Origin of the sequence: Micromonospora sp. NBRC 110009 (assembly GCF_030518795.1) — a bacterium.
Classification (GTDB): domain Bacteria; phylum Actinomycetota; class Actinomycetes; order Mycobacteriales; family Micromonosporaceae; genus Micromonospora.
Window position 1 is genome coordinate 199,612 of the sequence record NZ_CP130427.1, and the last position, 19,731, is coordinate 219,342.

Genomic DNA, 19,731 nt, shown 5'->3' on the forward strand with positions numbered 1-19,731 from the left:
GGACCGGGGCACCGACCAGGGTGGACAGAGTTCGGAACGGGAGTTCCCGGCGCGCCGGCCGGGTCGGGCGTGGCTCAGCCCGGGTCGCGCCGTCCGGCGTACGCGACCGGCCGGCCCGGGGTGGGGCGGGCCTCGACCGGCCCGGCAGGGGCCGACCGCGGGGCCGGCACGGCGGGCGCCGGCGCGGCGGAGGCGGCCGGGACGCGGGCCCGGCGCGGCGGCCCGAGCAGGCGCATCATCGGCGTCTCCACCCAGCGGTGCAGGGCGGCGGCGAGCAGCAGGTTGGCCAGCAGGAAGCCGAGTACCGCGAGCGGGCCCCAGCCGCCGGGCAGCCCCGCACCCCAGTGCCCGGTGAGGCGCAGCACGGTCTGCATCACCAGGACGTGCACCAGGTAGAAGGCGAACGACACCTCACCGAGCCAGACCATCGGCCGGGACCGCCACGGCGTGGGTAGGCCGCGCACGTCGGCGTCCGCGGCGGCGGTGATCACCAGCAGGTACGCCACCGCGAGCAGGGCCGCCCAGAGCTCGGCGCGGACCCACTGCGCGGCGACCACCCAGGTGGCGACGAAGAGCAGGCTGGCCACGGTCAGCCCGGGCCCGCGCCAGCGTCCCCGGCGCATCAGCTCGGCCGCGGCCACGCCCATCCAGAACTCCAGCGACCGGACCACCGGGAAGATCTGGGTGAACCACCAGCGGCTCTCCTCGGGCACCAGCCGCTGGCCGGGCCAGAGGGCCAGGATGAGCAGCGGCGCGGCGATCAGCACCGCGCGGAGCACGCCGGTCCGGGCCCGGCGCAGCGCGGGCAGCACCAGCGGCAGGCAGAGGTAGAAGGCCAGCTCGCAGGAGAGCGACCAGCTCACCGTGTTGACGCTGTAGAAGTAGCCCGGGGTGGGATTCCACGCCTGGACCAGGGCGAGGTTGCCGAGCGCGGCCCACGGGGCGACCGGGTCGGCGAGCCAGAACGCGACGGCCAGCGCCGCGACGAACGTCACCAGGTGGTTCGGGTAGATCTTGGCGAGCCGGCGCCGCAGGAAGGTGCGTCGTCGCTCACCGTCCCGGTATGACCAGACCAGGACGAATCCACTGAGGATGAAGAAGAACTCCACACCGGACAGGCCGAGGGCGAACAGCCGATCCACGACCGCCCTGTAGTCGGGCTCGGCGACGATCCGCATGGTTCCCGCGTGGAAGCCGAAGACCAGCAGGGCGGCGACCCAGCGCAGCCCGGTCAGCGACGGCAGCCGGACGGCGGGGGTGGCGGTCGGGGCGCTGGTCATGACGGGCAACCCTACCCGCCGGTGCACCGGGCACCGTCCGGGCCGCCGGGCCGCCCGGCGCACGGGACACCTGTCCGTCAGTCGATGCCTTACGATTTCGGCGCCTGCACGGAACGGGGACCGTGCGCCGGCCACCGGCCCACTCCGGTTCCCACCGGGCTTGTCATGCCTGGAACGGAAGGTGGAGACCCGGATGCACCAGCGGATCCTACTGCGCGCCCGCAAGGGCCCGTTCGACGTCCTCAGCCCCGAGGAGACCTTCGAACGGAACTGGATCGGCGACAACAGCGGCAACCTGGTCTTCAGCCACGCCGCGTACAAGCTGCTCGCCACGTCGACGGCGGAGATCACCCCGTCACAGTTCCGGGCCAGCCCGCGCGACGCCGACGAGATCAACGAGAAGTACGACGTCTTCGTGATCCCGCTGGCCAACGCGTTCCGCCGCAGCTTCGTGCACCGGCTGGCGCCGATGACCCGGCTGATCGAGCGGCTGAAGATCCCCGTGGTGGTGCTCGGCGTCGGCGTGCAGACAAACCTCGACGGCGACCGGGAATACCTGCGCCCGATCGACGATGCGGTGCGCGCCTTCTGCCGGGCGGTGCTGAACCGCTCGCACAGCATCGGGGTGCGCGGCGAGATCACCGAGAGTTACCTGCGGACCCTCGGCTTCTCCGCGGTCGAGCAGATCGGCTGTCCGTCGATGTTCCTGCACGGGGGCAACTTCCGGATCGACAAGCCGAAGCCGACGCTGGACGGCGACGCCCGGATCGCGCTGACCATCTCGCCGTACGTCTCCTCGATGGCCGGGATCGTCCGCCAGCACCACGGGCGCTACCCCAACCTGCGCTACCTGCCGCAGGACCTGAAGACCCTCGGCACCCTGCTCTACGGCGACGCCCCCGAGCAGCGGGGGCGCGGCGGCGACATGCCCGTGCACACCTCGCACCCGCTCTTCGTCGAGGACAAGGTGCGGATGTTCGTCGACCCGTGGACGTGGATGGACTACCTCGGCGGGTTCGACTTCGCCTTTGGGACCCGGATCCACGGCACCATCACCGCGCTGATCTCCGGCACCCCCGGATACCTCTTCGCGCACGACTCGCGCACCCTGGAGCTGGCCCGGTACTTCGGCATCCCGCACCGGGCGATGCGGGACGTCCCGGCCGACGTCGACGCCGCCCAGCTCTACGAGGAGGCCGACTACACGGCCCTCAACGACGGCCACCAGGCACGCTTCGCGGCCATCACCGCGTTCCTGGCCAAGCACGACCTGGGCCACTCGTTCGCGGACGGGGACAGCGCCGGCCGCTTCGACCAGCGGGTCCGGGAGACGGTCTACCCGCCGGCGGTCCGACCGGCCGCCGGCACCCCGCCCGAGGAGCTGCTGTCCCGTATCCAGTGGCTGCGGGACCAGAACCGGACGCTGCGGGCCGACGTCGACTCGTTGCGGGCCCAGCAGCTGCGCGAACGGGTCAAGCAGGCCGTCGGCGGCGGGGTCCGCCGGATGCTGCGGCGCTGATCCTCGTACGCCGCGGACCGCCGGAGCCCCGCGGGATCCGTCCGAGCCGCCCGATGGCTTACGATTCCTCGTCTCAGGAGAACGCGAACCGCGCTCCGACCGGCCGGTCCGCTCGGGTTCCCGCCGGCCACATCGTGCCCGAGGGCGGAAGGTGGATATCCAGGATGCATCAACGGATTCTGCTGCGCGCCCGCAAGGGCCCGTTCGACGTCCTCACCGCCGAGGAGACCTACGAGCGGGACTGGATCGGCAAGAACACCGGCAACCTGGTCTTCAGCCACGCCGCGTACAAGCTGCTGGCCACCGCCACGGCGGAGATCACCCCGTCAAGGTTCCGGGCGGACCCGCGCGATGCCGGCGAGATCAACGAGAAGTACGACGTCTTCGTGATCCCGCTGGCCAACGCGTTCCGCCGCGACTACGCGGACCGGTTGGGGTCGATGACCCGGCTGATCGAGCGGCTGAAGATCCCGGTGGTGGTGCTCGGCGTCGGGGCACAGACCGACGTGGACGGCGACCGGGAGCACCTGCGCCCGATCGACGACGCGGTACGCGCCTTCTGCCGGGCGGTGCTCGACCGCTCGCACAGCATCGGCGTCCGCGGCGAGATCACCGAGGACTACCTGCGCGCGCTGGGTTTCTCCGCCGTCGAGCAGATCGGCTGCCCGTCGATGTTCCTGCACGGCGACAGCCTCCGCATCGAGAAGGCGAAGGCGGCCCTGGGCACCGAGGACCGGCTCGCGTTCGTCATCTCGCCGTACGTCCGCGCGCTCGCCCCGCTCGTCCGCCACCACCACCGGCGCTACCCGAACCTGCGCTACGTGGCGCAGGACCTCTACACCCTGGGCACCCTGCTCTACGGCGACGTGCCGAAGTTGCGCGGCAAGACCGACGACCTGCCGATCCACACCTCGCACCCGCTTCTGGTCGAGGACAAGGTGCGAATGTTCATGGACCCGTGGCCATGGATGGAGTATCTCTCCGGATTCGACTTCGCGTTCGGCACCCGGATCCACGGCACCATCACGGCGCTGATCTCCGGCACCCCCGGGTACCTCCTCGCGCACGACTCGCGCACGCTGGAGCTGGCCCGCTACTTCGACATCCCGCACCGGTTGATGCGCGACGTGCCGGCCGACGTCGACGCCGCCCAACTCTACGAGGACGCCGACTACACGGCCTTGAACGACGGCCACAAGGAGCGCTTCGCCCGGATCACCGCGTTCCTCGCCAAGCACGACCTCGATCTCTCGTTCGGCGACGGGAACAGCGCCGCCCGGTTCGACGAGCAGGTCCGCCGAACCGTCTACCCGCCGGCGGTCCGGCCGGCCTCCGCCTACCCCGCCGAGGACCTGCTGACCCGCCTCCAGTTTCTGCGCGACGAGAACCGGGCGCTCCAGCAGAAGCTCAAGGCGCTCCGCGCCCAGCCGCTGCGCGAGCGGGTCAAGCAGGCGGTCGGCGGCCGGGTCCGGCGGATGCTGCGCCACTGATCCTCGTACGCCTGTTCGATGACCGGGGTAGGATCGGCGGCGTGTCCGACGTCGCGTACCAGCCCTCGATGCTCGACTTCGCCGAGCAGGGTCCGAGCCTCGGCCCGCTCGCCGGCTCGCTGCGCCGACACCAGCTGAGCCGGGGCGCCTGGGTCGACCACCTGCCCGGCTGGGTGCGGGGCTCCGACGCGGTGCTCGACGTCCTGCTGCGGGACGTGCCGTGGCGGGCCGAGCGCCGCACCATGTACGACAGCGAGGTCGACGTCCCCCGCCTGCTCTGCTGGTACGCCGCCGGCCGACCGCTGCCCCACCCGGTGCTCACCGCGGCCCGTGAGGCCCTGACCCGGCACTACGCCGCCGAGCTGGGCGAGCCCTTCGTCACCGCCGGCATGTGCCACTACCGGGACGGCCGGGACAGCGTGGCCTGGCACGGCGACACGCTGGGCCGCTCCGCGCACGTCGACACCATGGTGGCCATCGTGTCGTTCGGCTCGCCGCGCCCGCTGCTGCTGCGTCCCCGCGGCGGCGGAGCCAGCCTGCGTTTCCCGCTGGGCCACGGCGACCTGGTGGTGATGGGCGGGTCGTGCCAGCGCACCTGGGAGCACGCCATCCCGAAGACCGCCCGGCCGGTCGGCCCCCGGGTCAGCGTCCAGTTCCGTCCCGCCGGGGTGGCCTGAGGCCGAGCCGGCCCCGAGGCCCGACGGGGCACGTGCTAGAAACAACTCTCAGGGTCGATCACCGCCCCCGTCACCTGACGACGCGAAGGGCGCAGCATGACCCAGTCCACCGAGTCACGATCCCGCAGGTCCGCCTGGCGCCTGCACGGCGACGGCCGCTCCGTCCGCCCCGGCGATGTGGTCCACCCGGACGAGCGACTCTCCTGGCCGCGTACGGTCGGCGTCGGCGTGCAGCACGTGGTGGCCATGTTCGGCGCCACCTTCACGGTGCCGCTGATCACCGGCTTCCCGCCGGCCACCACGCTCTTCTTCTCCGGGCTGGGCACCCTGCTGTTCCTGCTGATCACCGGCAACCGGCTGCCCTCGTACCTGGGCTCGTCGTTCGCGTTCATCGCGCCGGTGCTGGCCGCGAAGACCGGCGGCGGCATCGGCGCCGCGCTGGGCGGCATCGTGGTGGCCGGCGCGGTGCTGGCGCTGGTCGGCGTGGTGGTGCAACTGGCCGGGGCGCGCTGGATCGACGCGCTGATGCCGCCCGTCGTGACCGGTGCGATCGTCGCGCTGATCGGGCTCAACCTCGCCCCGGTCGCCTGGGACGGCGGCGGCAGCGGCACGGGCGTGAAGGCGCAGCCGCTGATCGCGGTGGTCACCCTGGTGGCGATCCTGGTCGCCACGGTGGTCTTCCGGGGCTTCCTGGCCCGGCTCTCCATCCTGCTCGGCGTGGTCGTCGGCTGGGTGCTCGCCGCGGTCCTCGGCGAGCTGGACCCGAAGGCGGTCACCGGGCTGAAGGAGGCCGCCTGGGTGGGCCTGCCGGTGTTCCACGCGCCCAGCTTCAGCCTGCGCGCGGTGGTGCTGGTCATTCCGGTCATCCTGGTGCTGATCGCGGAGAACGCCGGGCACGTCAAGGCGGTGGCAGCGATGACCGGCCGGAACCTGGACCGGGACATGGGGCGGGCGTTCCTCGGCGACGGCCTGGCCACCGTGCTCGCCGGCTCGGGCGGCGGCTCCGGCACCACCACGTACGCGGAGAACATCGGCGTGATGGCGGCGACCCGGGTCTACTCGACCGCCGCGTACTGGGTGGCGGGGGCGGCGGCGGTGCTGCTCGGGTTGAGCCCGAAGTTCGGCGCGCTGATCCTCACCGTGCCGGCCGGCGTGCTGGGCGGCGCGACCACCGCGCTCTACGGCCTGATCGCCATCCTGGGCGCCCGGATCTGGATCGAGAACCGGGTGGACTTCCACGACCCGGTGAACCTGATGACGGCCGCCGTGGCGGTGATCGTCGGTGCGGCCAACTACACGGTCACCGCCGGCGACCTGTCGTTCAGCGGCATCGCCCTGGGCACCGGCGCCGCCCTGGTCATCTACCACGGCATGCGCCTGATCGCCCACCTCCGCGGCACCACCCCGGACTCCCGCCGCGGCCCCGAACCCGAACTCTGACCCCTCCGGGCCCGGCCGATCCCGTTGATCATGAAGTTGGCTGCGCGAGATGCCCGGTTCCGCACCGTCAACTTCATGATCGACCGCGCCTGACGAGGGCGGGACGCGCGAAGGGGCCCTGCGGCACAGCCGCAGGGCCCCTTCGCCGGCCGGGTCAGTCGCGGTCGATCTGGTGGCCGATGACGGTGGGGCCGAGCATGACGGCGAAGCCGGAGCCGTCGCGGCGGGGGTCCGCCGGCGGCAGCTCCACCGGATCGCCGTTCGCCGTGGCGCCGACCGGGCGCGGGCCCACCCAGGCCACCGGCAGGTCCACCTCGCCCTTGAGGAACCGCTGCGCGCGCACGCCGCCGGTCGCCCGCCCCTTCGCGGGGTACGCCTTGAACGGCGTCACCTTGACCGTGGCACCGGTCGAGGTGACCACCATCGGCTCGCCGTGCGACGGGTCGTCGGTGCGGACCGCGCCGAAGAACACCACCGTCGCCCCGGCCGGCAGGTTGATGCCGGCCATGCCGCCGCCCTTGATGCCCTGCGGCCGGACCAGGGAGGCCGCGAAGCGCAGCAGCGACGCCTCCGACGAGATGAAGGCCAGGGTCTCGGCGCCGTCGGTGAGCCAGGTCGCCCCAACCACCTCGTCGCCGTCGCGCAGCGAGATCACCTCGAACTCGTCCGAGCGGACCGGCCACTCGGGCGCGCAGACCTTCACCACGCCCTGCCGGGTGCCCAGCGCCAGGCCGGCCGAGCCCTCGGCGGACGGGCCGAGCGGCGCCAGCCCCACCACCGTCTCCCCCGGCTCCAGCGGCACCAGCTCGGCCGCGGACATGCCGCCGCGCAGGGACACCGTGCCGGACTGCTCGGGCAGCACCGGCAGCGGCAGTACGTCGATCTTGAAGGCCCGGCCGGCGCTGGTGACCAGCAGCACCCGCCCCCGGGCGGTGGAGTGGACGACGGCGCGTACCGCGTCGTGCTTGACCCGGCCGGAGCGTCGCCGCGCCTCGGCGGCCTCCTCCGACTCGGCCGCCGTCCGGGCTACCAGCCCGGTGGCGGAGAGGATGACCTGGCACGGGTCGTCGGCGACCTCCAGCGGGCCGGCCGGCACGGAGGCCGCGAGGACCTCCTTGAGGTCGCCGTCGACCAGGGTGGTGCGGCGGTCCGCGCCGAACTGCTTGACCACGGCGGCCAGCTCGTCGGAGACCACCTTCTGCAGCACCTTCGCGTCGTCGAGGATCTTCGCCAGCTCGGCGATCTCGCCGCGCAGCTTCTCCTGCTCCGCCTCCAGCTCCAGCCGGTCGTACTTGGTCAGCCGGCGCAGCGGGGTGTCCAGGATGTAGGTCGCCTGGATCTCGGAGAGCTTGAACTTCTGCATCAGGCCGTCCTTGGCGGCCTGGGCGTCCTCGCTGCCCCGGATCAGCTTGACCACCCGGTCGATGTCGAGCAGGGCGATCAGCAGGCCGTCGACCAGGTGCAGCCGCTCCTCGCGCTTGCGCTTGCGGTACGCGCTGCGCCGGGTCACCACCTCGTACCGGTGGTTGATGAAGACCTCCAGCAGCGCCTTGAGCCCCAGGGTCTGCGGCTGGCCGCCGAACAGGACCAGGTTGTTCACGCCGAAGGACTGCTCCAGCGGGGTGAGCCGGTAGAGGTCGGCCAGCAGCGCCTGCGGGTTGACCCCGACCTTGCACTCGATGACCAGCCGGGTGCCGTTCTCCCGGTCGGTGAGGTCCTTGACGTCGGCGATGCCGGAGAGCCGCTTGGTCTTGTTGACCTCGTTGGTGATCGCCGCGATGACCTTCTCCGCGCCGACGCCGTACGGCAGCTCGGTGACCGTGATGGCCTGCCGGCCCCGGCTGCCCTCCAGCGGGCCGGTCTCGACCCGGGCCCGCATCCGGACCACGCCGCGCCCGGTCTCGTACGCCCGGCGCACCTCGTCGAGGCCGAGCAGCAGCCCGCCGGTGGGCAGGTCGGGGCCGGGGACGAACTCCATGAGCTTGTCCAGCGTGGCGTCCGGGTGGTTGATCAGCCAGCGGGCCGCCTGGACGACCTCGCCCAGGTTGTGCGGGATCATGTTGGTGGCCATGCCGACCGCGATCCCGGACGCGCCGTTGACCAGCAGGTTGGGGAAGGCCGCCGGCAGCACGGTGGGCTGGGTGAGCGAGCCGTCGTAGTTGGGTTCGACGTCGACGGTGTCCTCGCCCAGCTCGCCGACGAGGAGCATCGCCTCGCGGGACATCCGGGCCTCGGTGTAACGCGCCGCGGCGGGGCCGTCGTCGGGCGAGCCGAAGTTGCCGTGGCCGTCGATCAGCGGCGCGTTGAGCGAGAAGTCCTGGGCGAGCCGGACCATCGCGTCGTAGATCGCGGCGTCGCCGTGCGGGTGGTACTTACCCATCACGTCGCCGACGATCCGGGCCGACTTCACGTGGCCCCGGTCGGGGCGGTGGCCCTGCTCGTACATGGACCAGAGGATGCGCCGGTGCACCGGCTTGAGGCCGTCCCGCGCGTCGGGCAGGGCGCGGGAGTGGATGACCGAGAAGGCGTACTCCAGGTAGGAGTCCGAGACCTCGGTGACCAGCGGGTTGTCGAAGACCCGCGCGCCGGCCCGGTCGAAGGCGGACAGGTCGGCGCGGGCGCGGTCGTCCCTACGGCGTGCCATGGTTCAGCGTTTCCTTTCGAAACCCGGTGGTCAGGCGTCGATGGCTTCGCGGTCGACCCGGTCGGCCGAGTCGATCAGCCAGTTGCGGCGGGGTTCGACCTTCTCCCCCATGAGCAGTTCGAGGATCTGCTCGGCGGCCTCGACGTCGTCGAGGGTGATCCGGCGGACCGCCCGGGTGGCCGGGTTCATCGTGGTCTCCCAGAGCTCGTCGGCGTCCATCTCGCCGAGGCCCTTGAAGCGCGGGATCGGGGTGACGATCTGCTTGCCGGCCTTCTCCAGCTTGCGGATCGTCGCCTCCATCTCGGCCTGCGTGTAGGTGTAGATGGTCTGCGGGTTGCGCCCCTTGGTGGTGATCTTGTGCAGGGGCGGCATCGCCGCGTAGAGCCGGCCCGCCTCGATCAGCGGCCGCATGTAGCGGGCGAAGAGCGTGATCAGCAGGGTCCGGATGTGCGCGCCGTCGACGTCCGCGTCGGCCATGATGAGCACCCGGCCGTAACGCATCGCGGACAGGTCGAAGGTGCGCCCGGAGCCGGCACCGAGCACCTGCACGATCGCCGCGCACTCGGCGTTGTCCAGCACCTGCTGGAGGTTCGCCTTCTGCACGTTGAGGATCTTGCCGCGGATCGGCAGCAGGGCCTGGTATTCCGAGGAGCGGGCCATCCGGCTGGTGCCGAGGGCGCTGTCACCCTCCACGATGAACAGCTCGCTGCGCTCCACCCCGGTGGCCCGGCAGTCGACCAGCTTCGCCGGCATCGACGCGCCCTCCAGGGCGGTCTTGCGGCGGGCGGCGTCCTTCTGCTGCTTCTGGGTGAGCCGGACCCGGGCCGCGTCGACGATCTTCTGCAGCACCGTCCGGGCCTCGGCCTTGGTCTTCCGGTCCTCCAGCCACGCCTTGAGGTGCTGCTCGACCAGGCCCTGGAGCACCTTGGTGATGCCGGCGGTGGAGAGCTCGTCCTTGGTCTGCGAGGTGAACTGCGGCTCCGGGATGCGCACGTGCACCACGGCGGTCATGCCCTCCAGGACGTCGTCCAGGGTGGGCGCGTCCTCCTTGGGCTTGAGCAGGCCGCGGGTGTTGCGGGCGGCCTCGGCCAGGGTGCGCACCAGGGCCCGCTCGAAGCCCTTGCGGTGGGTGCCGCCGTGCGCGTTGCGGATGGTGTTGGTGAAGCACTCGACGGTGCGCTCGTAGCCGGTGCCCCAGCGGAAGGCGATCTCGACCTCGGCCCGGCGCTGCACGTTGGACTGCATCACGCCGTTGGCGTCGGCGGCGTTCTCCCGGTAGGTCCCCTCCCCGGTCACCAGCAGGGTCCCGGAGACCGGCCGGTCCCCGGCCGGGGCCAGGTATTCCACCATGTCGGTCAGGCCGTGGGGGAAGTGGAACTTCTCCTCGACGGTCTGCTCGCCCGTCTCGTCGCGCAGCCGGTAGGCGACGCCGGGGACGAGGAAGGCGGTGTTGCGCAGCTTGAGCCGGACCGCGTCGGTGTCGAGGTGGGCGCCGGTCTCGAAGTAGCGCGGGTCGTGCCACCAGCGGATCGAGGTGCCGGCGCGCTGGCCGCGCTTCATCGCGCCGACGATCTGCAGGCCCGGGCCGGGCGTGAAGGGGGCGTCCGGGCCGTCCCCGTCGAAGATCCCCGGCACGCCGTGCCGGAACGACATCGAGTGGATCTTGCCGCCACGCCGGACCGTGACGTCGAACCGCCGGGAGAGCGCGTTGACCGCCGAGGCGCCCACCCCGTGCAGGCCACCGGAGGTCTTGTAGCCCGAGCCGCCGAACTTGCCGCCCGCGTGCAGCCGGGTGAGCACCAGCTCCACGCCGGAGATGCCGGACTTGGCGTGCACGTCGGTGGGGATGCCCCGGCCGTCGTCGTCGACCTGCACCGAGCCGTCGGCGTGCAGGATCACGTCGACCTTCGTGGCGTGACCTCCGACACCCTCGTCGGTGGAGTTGTCGAGGATCTCGTTGACGAGGTGACCCACGCCACGGCTGTCGGTCGAGCCGATGTACATGCCGGGGCGCTTGGGGACGGCGTCCAGGCCCTCCAGGTGCGTCAGGTCGTCGGCCCCGTACAGGGTCTCAGGCTGTGCGGTCAACTGGTCGTACTCCCAGGTCTCGGCGGTGTGGTGCCGCTCACCGGCTCGATCGCCTCGCGCGGCGCGCCGGAGCGAGCCTAGCCCGGCACTCCGACAGAGCTGTGGCACCCGGTGCGGTGCGTTGTCCGGTTACCCTCCGGCCGGGGTCCACGCCGGCGCCGGCGGGACGACGCCGGAGGCGAGGCGGCGCCCGTGCACCACAACGATCCGACCCGGCGGCTCTCTTCCCCGGCGCTGGCGAAGGGCGACCCGACCGGCTGGTTCGAGCGGGTTCTGTGCCGGGCGGAGGTCCGGCCGCCGTCAGGCGCGGACGGCGGCGCCGAGCACGTGCGGGGCGGCGGGACCCGGCAACCCGGACGGCGGAAAGCGGAACCGGTCCAGCTCGACCACGGTGAACCCGGCCGCCCGGATGGCCGCCACGGTGTCCCGGCCGGTGTGGCAGCCGGCGCAGAACAGCGGCCAGAGGGTGGCATCCACCCAGCGCTGGGCCCGGCGCAGCCCGGGCGTCTCCGCCACGACGTGCTCGTAGAAGCGGAGCTGCCCGCCCGGACGCAGCACCCGGCGCGCCTCGCGCAGCGCGACCGCCTGGTCCGGCACCGAGCAGAGCACCAGGGAGAGCACCACCGCGTCGACGGAGGCGTCGGCGGCCGGCAGCGCCTCGGCGAGACCGGCGGCCACGGTCACGGGGACCGGGGCGTCGGGCGCGGCGGCCCGGCCGATGGCCCGCAGCCGCGGCTCCGGCTCGACCGCGAGCACGCCGGTGACGCTCGACGGGTAGTGCGGGAAGTTCCGGCCGTTGCCGGCGCCCACCTCGACCACCCGCCCACGCAGCCCGGCCACCAGGCGGCGCCGGTGCGCGGCCGCGCCGGCCCGGTCCATCGCCACGCTGGCCCGGGCGAAGATCCGGGAGAACACCGGATGCGAGACGGTCATCAGCTATGGACCTCCGGGGCGCCGAGGGTGAGCAGGAGCGGGCCGGCCGAGCCGTGGGCCAGCTCCCCGAGGCGTACGTCGTCGAGCACGGCGAGGAAGGCGGCCTGAGCCCGGCGGAGCTGCCCACGGAGCCGGCAGTCACCGGCCAGCGGGCAGAGCGGCTGCTCGCAGGAGACCACCTCGTCGTCCCCCTCGAAGGCCCGGACCACCTGCCCGACGGTCAGCTCGCCGGCGTGCTCGGCGAAGGCGACCCCGCCGGAGCGGCCCCGGATGGTGACCAGCACGCCGAGCCGCTGCAACCGTTGCACCACCTTGGCCACGTGGCTGCGGGGCAGCGAGAGCTGCGTGGCCAGCTCGTCCACCGTCGTCCGGACCTCGGCGGCGGCGGTGACCATGGCGATCCGCAATGCCATGTCCGTCGAGCGGTTGAGCTTCACAGCATCGACAGTAGCCAGCGGTTGCCAGCTCAGGAAACGGCCGGCAGGCGCGATCGGGAGTGTGATCCGGACAACCGATTGGCCGGGACCTTCGACCCTAAAGAGGAGTCCGCGATTCCTGTTCAGTGGAGATCGACCCGTTCGATGCCGCAAAAGGAGTAGTCGTGCTCTCGGAATCCTCAGCAGCCGTGGTGGCAGCCACCCTGCCCGCCGTACAGGCGCACGGTGAGGCGATCACCGGCCGGTTCTACCAGCGGATGTTCGACGCCCACCCGGAACTGCTGGACATCTTCAACCGGAGCAACCAGGCCACCGGGCAGCAGAAGGCGGCGCTCGCCGCCGCCGTGGTCGCGTACGCCGAGCACCTGACCGGCGACGGCACGGCCCCGTGGGGCCCGATCCTGGACCGGATCGCGCACAAGCACGCCTCGCTCGGCATCACCGCCACCCAGTACACGATCGTCGGCCGGCACCTGCTCGCCGCGGTCGGTGAGGTGCTCGGCGACGCCGTCACGCCGGCGGTGGCCGCCGCCTGGGACGAGGTCTACTGGCTGCTGGCCTGCGAGCTGATCGCCCGCGAGGCCCGCCTCTATACCGGCGCCGGGGTGCCGGAGAACGCCTCGGTGTGGCGGGAGTGGCGGGTGGCGGAGAAGGTCCGCGAGACCGTCGACGTCGTGTCGTTCACCCTGGTCCCGGCCGACGGCGGCCCGGCGCCGGCCTTCACCCCGGGCCAGTACGTCTCGGTGGCGGTCGACCTGGACGGCGGCCGGGGCCAGCAGATCCGGCAGTACAGCCTCTCCGGCCGGCCCGGCGCCACCCACTGGCGGATCACCGTCAAGCGGGTCCGCGGCGCCGCCGGCGCGCCCGACGGGATGGTCTCCACCGTCCTGCACGAGCGGGTGGCCGTCGGCGACACGCTCCGGCTCAGCCCGCCGTTCGGCGAGGTGAGCGCGATCGGCGAGGCCGGCCCGGTGCTGCTGGTCAGCGCCGGCATCGGCCTCACCCCGGCGATGGCGGCGCTGGAGCACCTGGCCGCGACCGATCCCGAGCGCCCGGTGACGCTGGTGCACGCCGACCGGAGCGGCGCGGCGCACGCCCTCCGCCACGAGCTGCCCGGCCTCCAGGAGCGGCTGCCGAACCTGTCGGTCCGGCTCTGGTACGAGGACGCCGCCGACGGCGAATTGGCCGGGCTGAAGGCGGAGGTCGCCGACGGCCTCATCGACCCGGCACGGATCCCGCTCGCCCCCGGGGCGGGGGTGCACCTGTGCGGGCCGGTGCCGTTCATGGCCCTGGTCCGGGGCGGCCTGCTGCGCCGGGGCGTACCGGCCGAGCGGATCGCGTACGAGGTGTTCGGTCCGGGCATGCTGCGCGGCTGAGCGAGCGGCCGCACGCCCTCGGGGCCGGTTCGGGCAATGCCCGCACCGGCCCCGCGGCGGCCCGTCACCCGTAGTTGTCGACCGCACCTCGGGCGCCTGCCCACCCGACCGTCAGGACCAGTGCTCGACCACCGCGGCGAACACCAGCAACGAGCCGACCAGCTCGATCACCCCGACCCGGACCGCGGTCAGCCGGCGGCCGGGCAGCAGCGCCGCGCGGAGCAGCAGGAGCGCGAAGACCATCGTGACCGCCGGGCCCCACCAGGCCGCCGCGATCAGCAGCGCCGCCAGGTGGTGGGCGGCCGAGGCGGCCCGGTAGCCGACCCTCCCCCGCTCCCGGATCATGGTCTTGACGTAGAGCACCGTGCCGACCAGATACGCGCCAACCGCCCCCGCCACCCCGACCAGCGCGCCGGGCGACACCCCGGCGACAGTGGCCACCACGAACACCATGAGCACGCTCTGGGCCACCGAGGCGAGGTCGTTGAGCAGGGCACGCTCGCGGCGCCGCCGGGCGTGGCCGACGTTGACCACGGCGAGCAGGGCGTAGAGCGGGGCGTACCCGAGGATCGCGGGCCGGGCGACCACCACCGGCGCGACCAGCAACGCGGCCGTGCCGCCGTAGACCAGCAGTTGCGGGCGCACCCGGGCCGGGCGGCCGGTCTTCACCGCCAGCATGGCGTAGTAGGAGAAGAGGTAGCCGGCGAGCCAGGCGCCGAGCAGCGGCAGGTGCGACCAGCGTGGACCGGCCACCCAGACGGCCGCGGCGTACGGCAGGAGCAGCATCGCCCAGGCACCGTGCTGCGGCGGCAGCCAGCGGTGCCGGCGCCCCCGCCCCGGCCGGGCGGCACGGGACGCGGCCCGCGGCACGGGCCGGACGGCGGCTGGCGCCGTATCGGGTGCGGCGGGAGCGGGCCGGACGGTGTGCGCGCCGGCGCGCGGGGTGGCGCTCATCCGCGGGCGACCGTGAGCAGCACCACGGCGTCCTCGTCGGCGTGCAGCGCGTGCCGGGCATCGGGGATCACCAGCAGGTCCCCCGCCGACCCCGGCCAGGACCGGTCCTGGGCAACCAGCCGGACCCGCCCGCGCAGCACCTGGAGGGTCGCGTCACCGGGGCTGGCGTGCTCCTCGAGGGCGTGCCCGGCGCCCAGGGCCACCAGGGTCTGCCGCAGTGGACTGCCCGGGCCGCCGTGCACCGTACGGGCACTGCGCCCGCTGCCGGTGGCCCGGGCCAGCGTGAGCTGCTCCTCGGCGAGCGTGGAGAGCGAGGACGGGGACACGGCCACCTCCGGGAATCGGTGCGGTAAAGGCGGTCACGAAAACTGGAGCCGCATGCACCTCTTGCACAGCTTCGTCGCTTCCGCGCTCCGCGACCAGGGACTTTGGTCCCTGATCCGAATCTCCACACGCGACCTCGACCTCTCCCCGAGAAGTCGATGATCTACAGGTTAGGAAGTGGTCGCCAGGGTAGGGACTGCTCATGCGCGTCCTCGGGATCAACGCAATCTTCCACGACCCGGCCGCCGCCCTGGTGGTGGACGGCACGGTGGTGGCCGCCGCCGAAGAGGAGCGGTTCAGCCGCCGCAAGCACGGCAAGCGTCCCGTCCCCTTCTCCGCCTGGGAGCTGCCCGAACTGTCCGCCGCCTGGTGCCTGGCCAGCGCGGGAATCGACGTCGACAGCCTCGACGCCGTCGCCTACTCCTTCGACCCCCAGCTGTGCCGGGACGCCGCCGACCTGGGGCTCAGCGACCCGTGGGACTGGCTGCGGGTGGACTACGCGAAGCGGGCCCCGCAGTTCCTCGCCGCCGCCCTGCCCCGGCTCGACCCGGAGAAGGTCCGATTCGTACCGCACCACGTGGCGCACGCCGCCTCCGCCGGGCTGGCCGCCCCGCCGGCCGGCGACGACACCGCCGTGCTGGTGCTCGACGGTCGGGGCGAGGTCGCGAGCCACCTCGCCGGCGTCTACCGCGACGGCCGGTTGTCACCGCTGTACGCGCAGCAGCTCCCGCACTCGCTCGGCCTGCTCTACGAGGACCTGACCCGGCACCTCGGCTTCCTGCACTCCAGCGACGAGTACAAGGTGATGGCGCTGGCCTCCTACGGCACGCCGAAGCACCTCGGCATGCTCCGCGAGCTGGTGCGGGTCACCGACGACGGCGGCTTCCACGTGGAGCGGATCGACTGGGCCAGCATGGCCAAGGCGCGCACCGCCGACGGCGAGATGACCGACGACCACGCCGACCTCGCCGCCAGCGTGCAGGCGCGGCTGGAGGAGATCATCCTCGACCTGTCCCGCTGGCTCTACGACGCCTCCGGCGGGGCCGGCACCCTCGCCATGGCCGGCGGGGTGGCGCTGAACTGCGTGGCCAACGCCCGGATCGCGGCCGAGGGGCCGTACCGGGACGTCTGGGTGCAGCCGGCGGCCGGCGACGCGGGCACCGCGCTCGGCGCGGCCCTGCACCTGGCCCGCGAGCTGGGCGACCGGTGCGTGCCGATGACCGGCGCGGACCTGGGTCGGGGCTGGTCGGACGAGGAGCTGGAGGCGGAGCTGCGCCGGGCGGCACTGCCCTACACCCGGCCGGCGTCGATCGCCGCCGAGGCCGCCCGGGTGCTCGCCGACAACGGCATCGTCGCCTGGCACCAGGGGCGCAGCGAGTACGGCCCGCGGGCGCTGGGCCACCGGTCGCTGCTCGCCCACCCGGGCGACCCGGACACCACCCGCAGGATGAACGACGTCAAGGGGCGGGAGCAGTTCCGGCCGATCGCCCCGATGGTCCGCGCGGAACGCTTCGCGGAGATCTTCGAGGGTGTCTACCCCAGCCCGTACATGCTCTTCGTGCACCGGGTGAAGCCGGAGTGGCAGGACCGGATCCCGGCCGTCACCCACGTCGACGGCACCGCCCGGGTGCAGACCGTGCACCCCGACACCGCGCCGGCGGTGGCCGAGCTGCTGGCCGAGTTCGAGCGGCTCACCGGCCTGCCGGTCGTGGTGAACACCTCGCTGAACACCGCCGGGCGGCCGATGGTGGACACCCCGCGTGAGGCGATGGAGCTGTTCGGCTCCGCGCCGGTGGACCTGCTCGCCCTCGGCCCGTTCGCGGTGCACCGCCGCGCGCTGGGCGGTGGCCGGTGATCAGCCTCGTGGTGCCGACGCTCGGCCGGCCGAGCCTCGCCACGCTGCTGGACGCCCTCGCCGGTCAGCTCGCCGAGCTGCCCGAGGCCGAGTTGCTGCTGGTCGACGACCGGGACGACGACACCGGGGAGCTGGCGGTGCCGGGGACGCTGGCGGCGTACACGAAGGTGCTGACCGGGCGGGGCGCGGGCCCGGCGGCGGCCCGCAACCTGGGCTGGCGGGCGGCCCGCGGCGAGTGGGTGGTCTTCCTCGACGACGACGTGCTGCCGGCACCGGACTGGGCCCGGCGGCTGCGCGCCGACCTCGCGACGACCGGCCGGGTGGGCGGCGTGCAGGGCCTCGTGACGGTGCCGCTGCCGGCGACGCGCCGCCCCACCGACTGGGAGCGCGGCACCGCCGGCCTGGCCGACGGAAAGTGGATCACCGCCGACATGGCCTACCGCCGGACGGCCCTGGCCGCCGTCGGCGGCTTCGACGAGCGCTTCCCCCGCGCCTACCGGGAGGACACCGAGCTGGCCCACCGGGTCCGGCGGGCCGGCTGGCTGCTGGTCCGCGGCCAGCGGCGGGTGACCCATCCGGTACGCCCGGAGAGCCGCTGGATCAGCCTGCGCACCCAGCGCGGCAACGCCGACGACGCGCTGCTGCGCCGGCTGTACGGCCGCACCTGGCGGACCGACCTGGAGCTGCCGCCGGGCCGGCGGCCCCGGCACGTGGCCGTGGTCACGGCCGGCGCGGTCGCGCTGGCCGGCCTGGCGCTGCGTGGCCTGGACCGGCCCGGTGGTCGGCGGCGCGCCCTCGGCGTGGTGGCCGGCCTGGCCGGGCTGGGCTGGGCGGCCGGCACGGCCGAGTTCGCCCGGGTCCGCGTCGCCCCCGGCCCGCGCACCGTCGAGGAGGTCACCACCATGCTGGTGACCAGCGCGCTCATCCCGCCGCTCGCGATCGGCCACTGGGTACGTGGCTGGTGGCGCACCCGGGCGGTGCCCGCCGGGGCGCTGGTCACGGCGGACCGGCCGGGAGCGGGAGGGTGATGTTTACTTCCCTTGCCCGGGGCAACTGCTCCGCCATGACGCCACCCGGCCCAGCCCTGTACGACGCGGTGCTGCTGGACCGGGACGGCACGCTGATCGAGGACGTGCCCTACAACGGCGACCCGGAGAAGGTCCGGCCGGTGCCCGGCGCCCGGGAGGCCCTCGACCGGCTGCGCGCCGCCGGGCTGCGTCTCGCCGTGGTGACCAACCAGTCCGGGCTGGCCCGGGGCTGTTTCACCGAGCGGCAGATGCGGGCGGTGCACGCCCGGGTCGAGGAGCTGCTCGGGCCGTTCGACCACTGGGCGGTCTGCCCGCACGACGACGGCGACCGCTGCGCCTGCCGCAAGCCCGCGCCGGGCCTGGTGCACGCCGCCGCCCGGGCGCTGGGCACCGTGCCGCGGCGCTGCGTGCTGGTCGGCGACATCGGCCGGGACATGGCCGCCGCGCTCGCCGCCGGGGCCACCGGGCTGCTCGTGCCCACCCCGGTCACCCGGGGCGAGGAGGTCGCCGAGGCGCCGGCGGTCGCCCGGGACCTGGCCGCCGCCGTGGACGAGATCCTGCGCCGGACGCGGGCGGTCCGGCCGGTGGTGCCCCGGGCCCGTCGGGCCGGCACGGTCCTCGTGGTGCGCAGCGACTCCGCCGGGGACGTGCTGGTGACCGGCCCCGGCATCCGGGCCGTGGCGGCCGGGGCGGAACGGGTGGTGCTGCTCTGCGGGCCACGCGGCCGGGCAGCGGCCGAACTGCTGCCCGGCGTCGACGAGATCATCGAATGGCCGCTGCCCTGGATCGACGGCTCCCCCGCACCGGTCGACCCGGCCGACATGCGCGCGCTCACCGACCGGCTGGCCGCCGTCGGCGCCGCCGAGGCCGTGATCTTCACGTCGTTCCACCAGTCGCCCCTCCCGCTGGCGCTGCTGCTGCGGATGGCCGGCGTCGCCCGGATCAGCGCGATCAGCGACGACTACCCGGGCTCGCTGCTGGACGTCCGGCACCGGGTACCCGTCGGGGTGCCGGAGCCGGAACGGGCGGTCTCGCTGGCCGCCGCGGCCGGGTTCGCGCTGCCGGCGGAGGACGAGCCGGCGCTGCGGCTCCGCGCCGACCTGGGCCGGCCGGGCCCGGCCGGCACCGGCGGCCGCGCCGCGAGCGGAACCGAAGCGGTGCCGGCCGGGCCCGGGCCCGAGCTGCCCGCGGGCGCCTACGTGGTGGTGCATCCCGGCTCGTCGGCGCCCGCCCGCGCCTGCCCGGCGCAGCGCTGCGCGGAGATCGTGGCCGCGCTCGCCGCCGACGGGCACCGGGTGGTGGTCACCGGGGGCCCCGGCGAACGGGAGCTGACCGCCCGGGTCGCCGCCGCCGGCGGCACCGACCTCGGCGGGAGCACCGACCTGGCCGGGCTCGCCCGGATCATCGCCGGCGCCCGCTGCCTGGTCGTCGGCAACACCGGGCCCGCGCACCTCGCGGCGGCAGTCGGCACGCCGGTGGTCAGCCTCTTCGCCCCGACCGTCCCGTTCGGACAGTGGGGGCCCTACCGGGTACCGACGGTGCGGCTCGGCGACGCCGGAGCGGCCTGCCGGGACACCCGGGCGGCGGTCTGCCCGGTCGCCGGGCACCCCTGCCTGACCGGCGTCGACCCGGCCCAGGTGGTCGCGGCCGTACGCCTGCTCACCCCCGGTTGACCCGCTCCCCGCC

15 protein-coding genes are annotated in these 19,731 nt (G+C 73.8%); 8 read left to right on the plus strand and 7 right to left on the minus strand.

Annotation, left to right across the window (positions count from 1 at the left end; genetic code table 11):
* Positions 1 to 74: 74 nt before the first annotated feature.
* Complete coding sequence (locus tag Q2K19_RS00935) at positions 75 to 1,280, minus strand: acyltransferase family protein (protein ID WP_302766779.1); 1,206 nt, start codon at positions 1,278 to 1,280, stop codon at positions 75 to 77.
* Between the two features lie 193 nt (positions 1,281 to 1,473).
* Here Q2K19_RS00935 and Q2K19_RS00940 point away from each other — a divergent pair, with 193 nt between their 5' ends.
* The 4 genes from Q2K19_RS00940 (at position 1,474) to Q2K19_RS00955 (ending at position 6,406) form a co-directional block, all read left to right on the plus strand.
* Positions 1,474 to 2,799, plus strand: coding sequence for a polysaccharide pyruvyl transferase family protein (locus Q2K19_RS00940; RefSeq protein WP_302766782.1), 1,326 nt, complete (start codon positions 1,474 to 1,476; stop codon positions 2,797 to 2,799).
* A gap of 164 nt (positions 2,800 to 2,963) precedes the next feature.
* Positions 2,964 to 4,289 (plus strand): polysaccharide pyruvyl transferase family protein, encoded by a 1,326-nt coding sequence (locus Q2K19_RS00945; protein ID WP_302766784.1) that lies wholly within the window; start codon positions 2,964 to 2,966, stop codon positions 4,287 to 4,289.
* Positions 4,290 to 4,330: 41 nt separating this feature from the next.
* Positions 4,331 to 4,966: an alpha-ketoglutarate-dependent dioxygenase AlkB gene (locus tag Q2K19_RS00950; RefSeq protein WP_302766785.1), complete on the plus strand. Its 636-nt coding sequence runs from the start codon at positions 4,331 to 4,333 to the stop codon at positions 4,964 to 4,966.
* Between the two features lie 96 nt (positions 4,967 to 5,062).
* Entirely contained in the window at positions 5,063 to 6,406 is a 1,344-nt protein-coding gene (locus tag Q2K19_RS00955; protein ID WP_302766786.1) for a uracil-xanthine permease family protein, read from the plus strand.
* A 154-nt stretch (positions 6,407 to 6,560) separates the two neighbouring features.
* Here the strand turns inward: Q2K19_RS00955 and Q2K19_RS00960 are convergent, their stop codons facing one another.
* The 4 genes from Q2K19_RS00960 to Q2K19_RS00975 form a co-directional block, all read right to left on the minus strand.
* Entirely contained in the window at positions 6,561 to 9,050 is a 2,490-nt protein-coding gene (locus Q2K19_RS00960) for a DNA gyrase/topoisomerase IV subunit A (RefSeq protein ID WP_302766787.1), read from the minus strand.
* 30 nt (positions 9,051 to 9,080) lie between these two features.
* Positions 9,081 to 11,138: a DNA gyrase/topoisomerase IV subunit B gene (locus Q2K19_RS00965; protein WP_302766788.1), complete on the minus strand. Its 2,058-nt coding sequence runs from the start codon at positions 11,136 to 11,138 to the stop codon at positions 9,081 to 9,083.
* Between the two features lie 300 nt (positions 11,139 to 11,438).
* Positions 11,439 to 12,071, minus strand: coding sequence for a class I SAM-dependent methyltransferase (locus tag Q2K19_RS00970; protein WP_302766790.1), 633 nt, complete (start codon positions 12,069 to 12,071; stop codon positions 11,439 to 11,441).
* A complete protein-coding gene (locus tag Q2K19_RS00975; RefSeq protein ID WP_302766792.1) occupies positions 12,071 to 12,508 on the minus strand; it encodes an RrF2 family transcriptional regulator in 438 nt (145 codons plus the stop codon). The genes Q2K19_RS00970 and Q2K19_RS00975 overlap by 1 nt, the downstream gene beginning before the upstream one ends.
* Before the next feature lie 164 nt (positions 12,509 to 12,672).
* On the opposite strand from Q2K19_RS00975, the gene Q2K19_RS00980 reads away from it, so the two are divergent.
* Positions 12,673 to 13,884, plus strand: a complete 1,212-nt coding sequence (locus tag Q2K19_RS00980; protein ID WP_302766794.1) for a globin domain-containing protein — start codon at positions 12,673 to 12,675, stop codon at positions 13,882 to 13,884.
* A 111-nt stretch (positions 13,885 to 13,995) separates the two neighbouring features.
* Here the strand turns inward: Q2K19_RS00980 and Q2K19_RS00985 are convergent, their stop codons facing one another.
* Together Q2K19_RS00985 and Q2K19_RS00990 are read right to left on the minus strand one after the other, a co-directional pair.
* Complete coding sequence (locus Q2K19_RS00985; protein WP_302766796.1) at positions 13,996 to 14,838, minus strand: YwiC-like family protein; 843 nt, start codon at positions 14,836 to 14,838, stop codon at positions 13,996 to 13,998.
* Positions 14,835 to 15,164, minus strand: coding sequence for a cupin domain-containing protein (locus Q2K19_RS00990; protein ID WP_302766798.1), 330 nt, complete (start codon positions 15,162 to 15,164; stop codon positions 14,835 to 14,837). Before Q2K19_RS00990 ends, Q2K19_RS00985 begins: the two co-directional genes overlap by 4 nt.
* Positions 15,165 to 15,364: 200 nt before the next feature.
* On the opposite strand from Q2K19_RS00990, the gene Q2K19_RS00995 reads away from it, so the two are divergent.
* From Q2K19_RS00995 to Q2K19_RS01005, 3 genes are read left to right on the plus strand one after another with little or no spacing between them, the layout of a single operon-like run.
* The gene (locus tag Q2K19_RS00995) at positions 15,365 to 17,017 is read left to right on the plus strand and encodes a carbamoyltransferase family protein (protein ID WP_302766799.1); all 1,653 of its coding nucleotides are present in this window, start codon (positions 15,365 to 15,367) and stop codon (positions 17,015 to 17,017) included.
* Positions 17,014 to 18,045 carry a glycosyltransferase family 2 protein gene (locus tag Q2K19_RS01000; RefSeq protein ID WP_302766800.1) on the plus strand — a complete coding sequence of 344 codons (1,032 nt, stop codon included), beginning with the start codon at positions 17,014 to 17,016 and terminating at the stop codon, positions 18,043 to 18,045. Before Q2K19_RS00995 ends, Q2K19_RS01000 begins: the two co-directional genes overlap by 4 nt.
* Positions 18,045 to 19,718: an HAD-IIIA family hydrolase gene (locus tag Q2K19_RS01005; protein ID WP_302766801.1), complete on the plus strand. Its 1,674-nt coding sequence runs from the start codon at positions 18,045 to 18,047 to the stop codon at positions 19,716 to 19,718. The genes Q2K19_RS01000 and Q2K19_RS01005 overlap by 1 nt, the downstream gene beginning before the upstream one ends.
* Positions 19,719 to 19,731 lie beyond the last annotated feature (13 nt).

Bases quoted from the DNA above. Each gene is read 5' to 3' on its own strand.
- Q2K19_RS00935 (WP_302766779.1), bottom strand. From the start codon at position 1,280: ATGACCAGCGCCCCGACCGCCACCCCCGCCGTCCGGCTGCCGTCGCTG.
- Q2K19_RS00940 (WP_302766782.1), top strand. From the start codon at position 1,474: ATGCACCAGCGGATCCTACTGCGCGCCCGCAAGGGCCCGTTCGACGTC.
- Q2K19_RS00945 (WP_302766784.1), top strand. From the start codon at position 2,964: ATGCATCAACGGATTCTGCTGCGCGCCCGCAAGGGCCCGTTCGACGTC.
- Q2K19_RS00955 (WP_302766786.1), top strand. From the start codon at position 5,063: ATGACCCAGTCCACCGAGTCACGATCCCGCAGGTCCGCCTGGCGCCTG.
- Q2K19_RS00960 (WP_302766787.1), bottom strand. From the start codon at position 9,050: ATGGCACGCCGTAGGGACGACCGCGCCCGCGCCGACCTGTCCGCCTTC.
- Q2K19_RS00970 (WP_302766790.1), bottom strand. From the start codon at position 12,071: ATGACCGTCTCGCATCCGGTGTTCTCCCGGATCTTCGCCCGGGCCAGC.
- Q2K19_RS00985 (WP_302766796.1), bottom strand. From the start codon at position 14,838: ATGAGCGCCACCCCGCGCGCCGGCGCGCACACCGTCCGGCCCGCTCCC.
- Q2K19_RS00995 (WP_302766799.1), top strand. From the start codon at position 15,365: ATGCGCGTCCTCGGGATCAACGCAATCTTCCACGACCCGGCCGCCGCC.
- Q2K19_RS01005 (WP_302766801.1), top strand. From the start codon at position 18,045: ATGTTTACTTCCCTTGCCCGGGGCAACTGCTCCGCCATGACGCCACCC.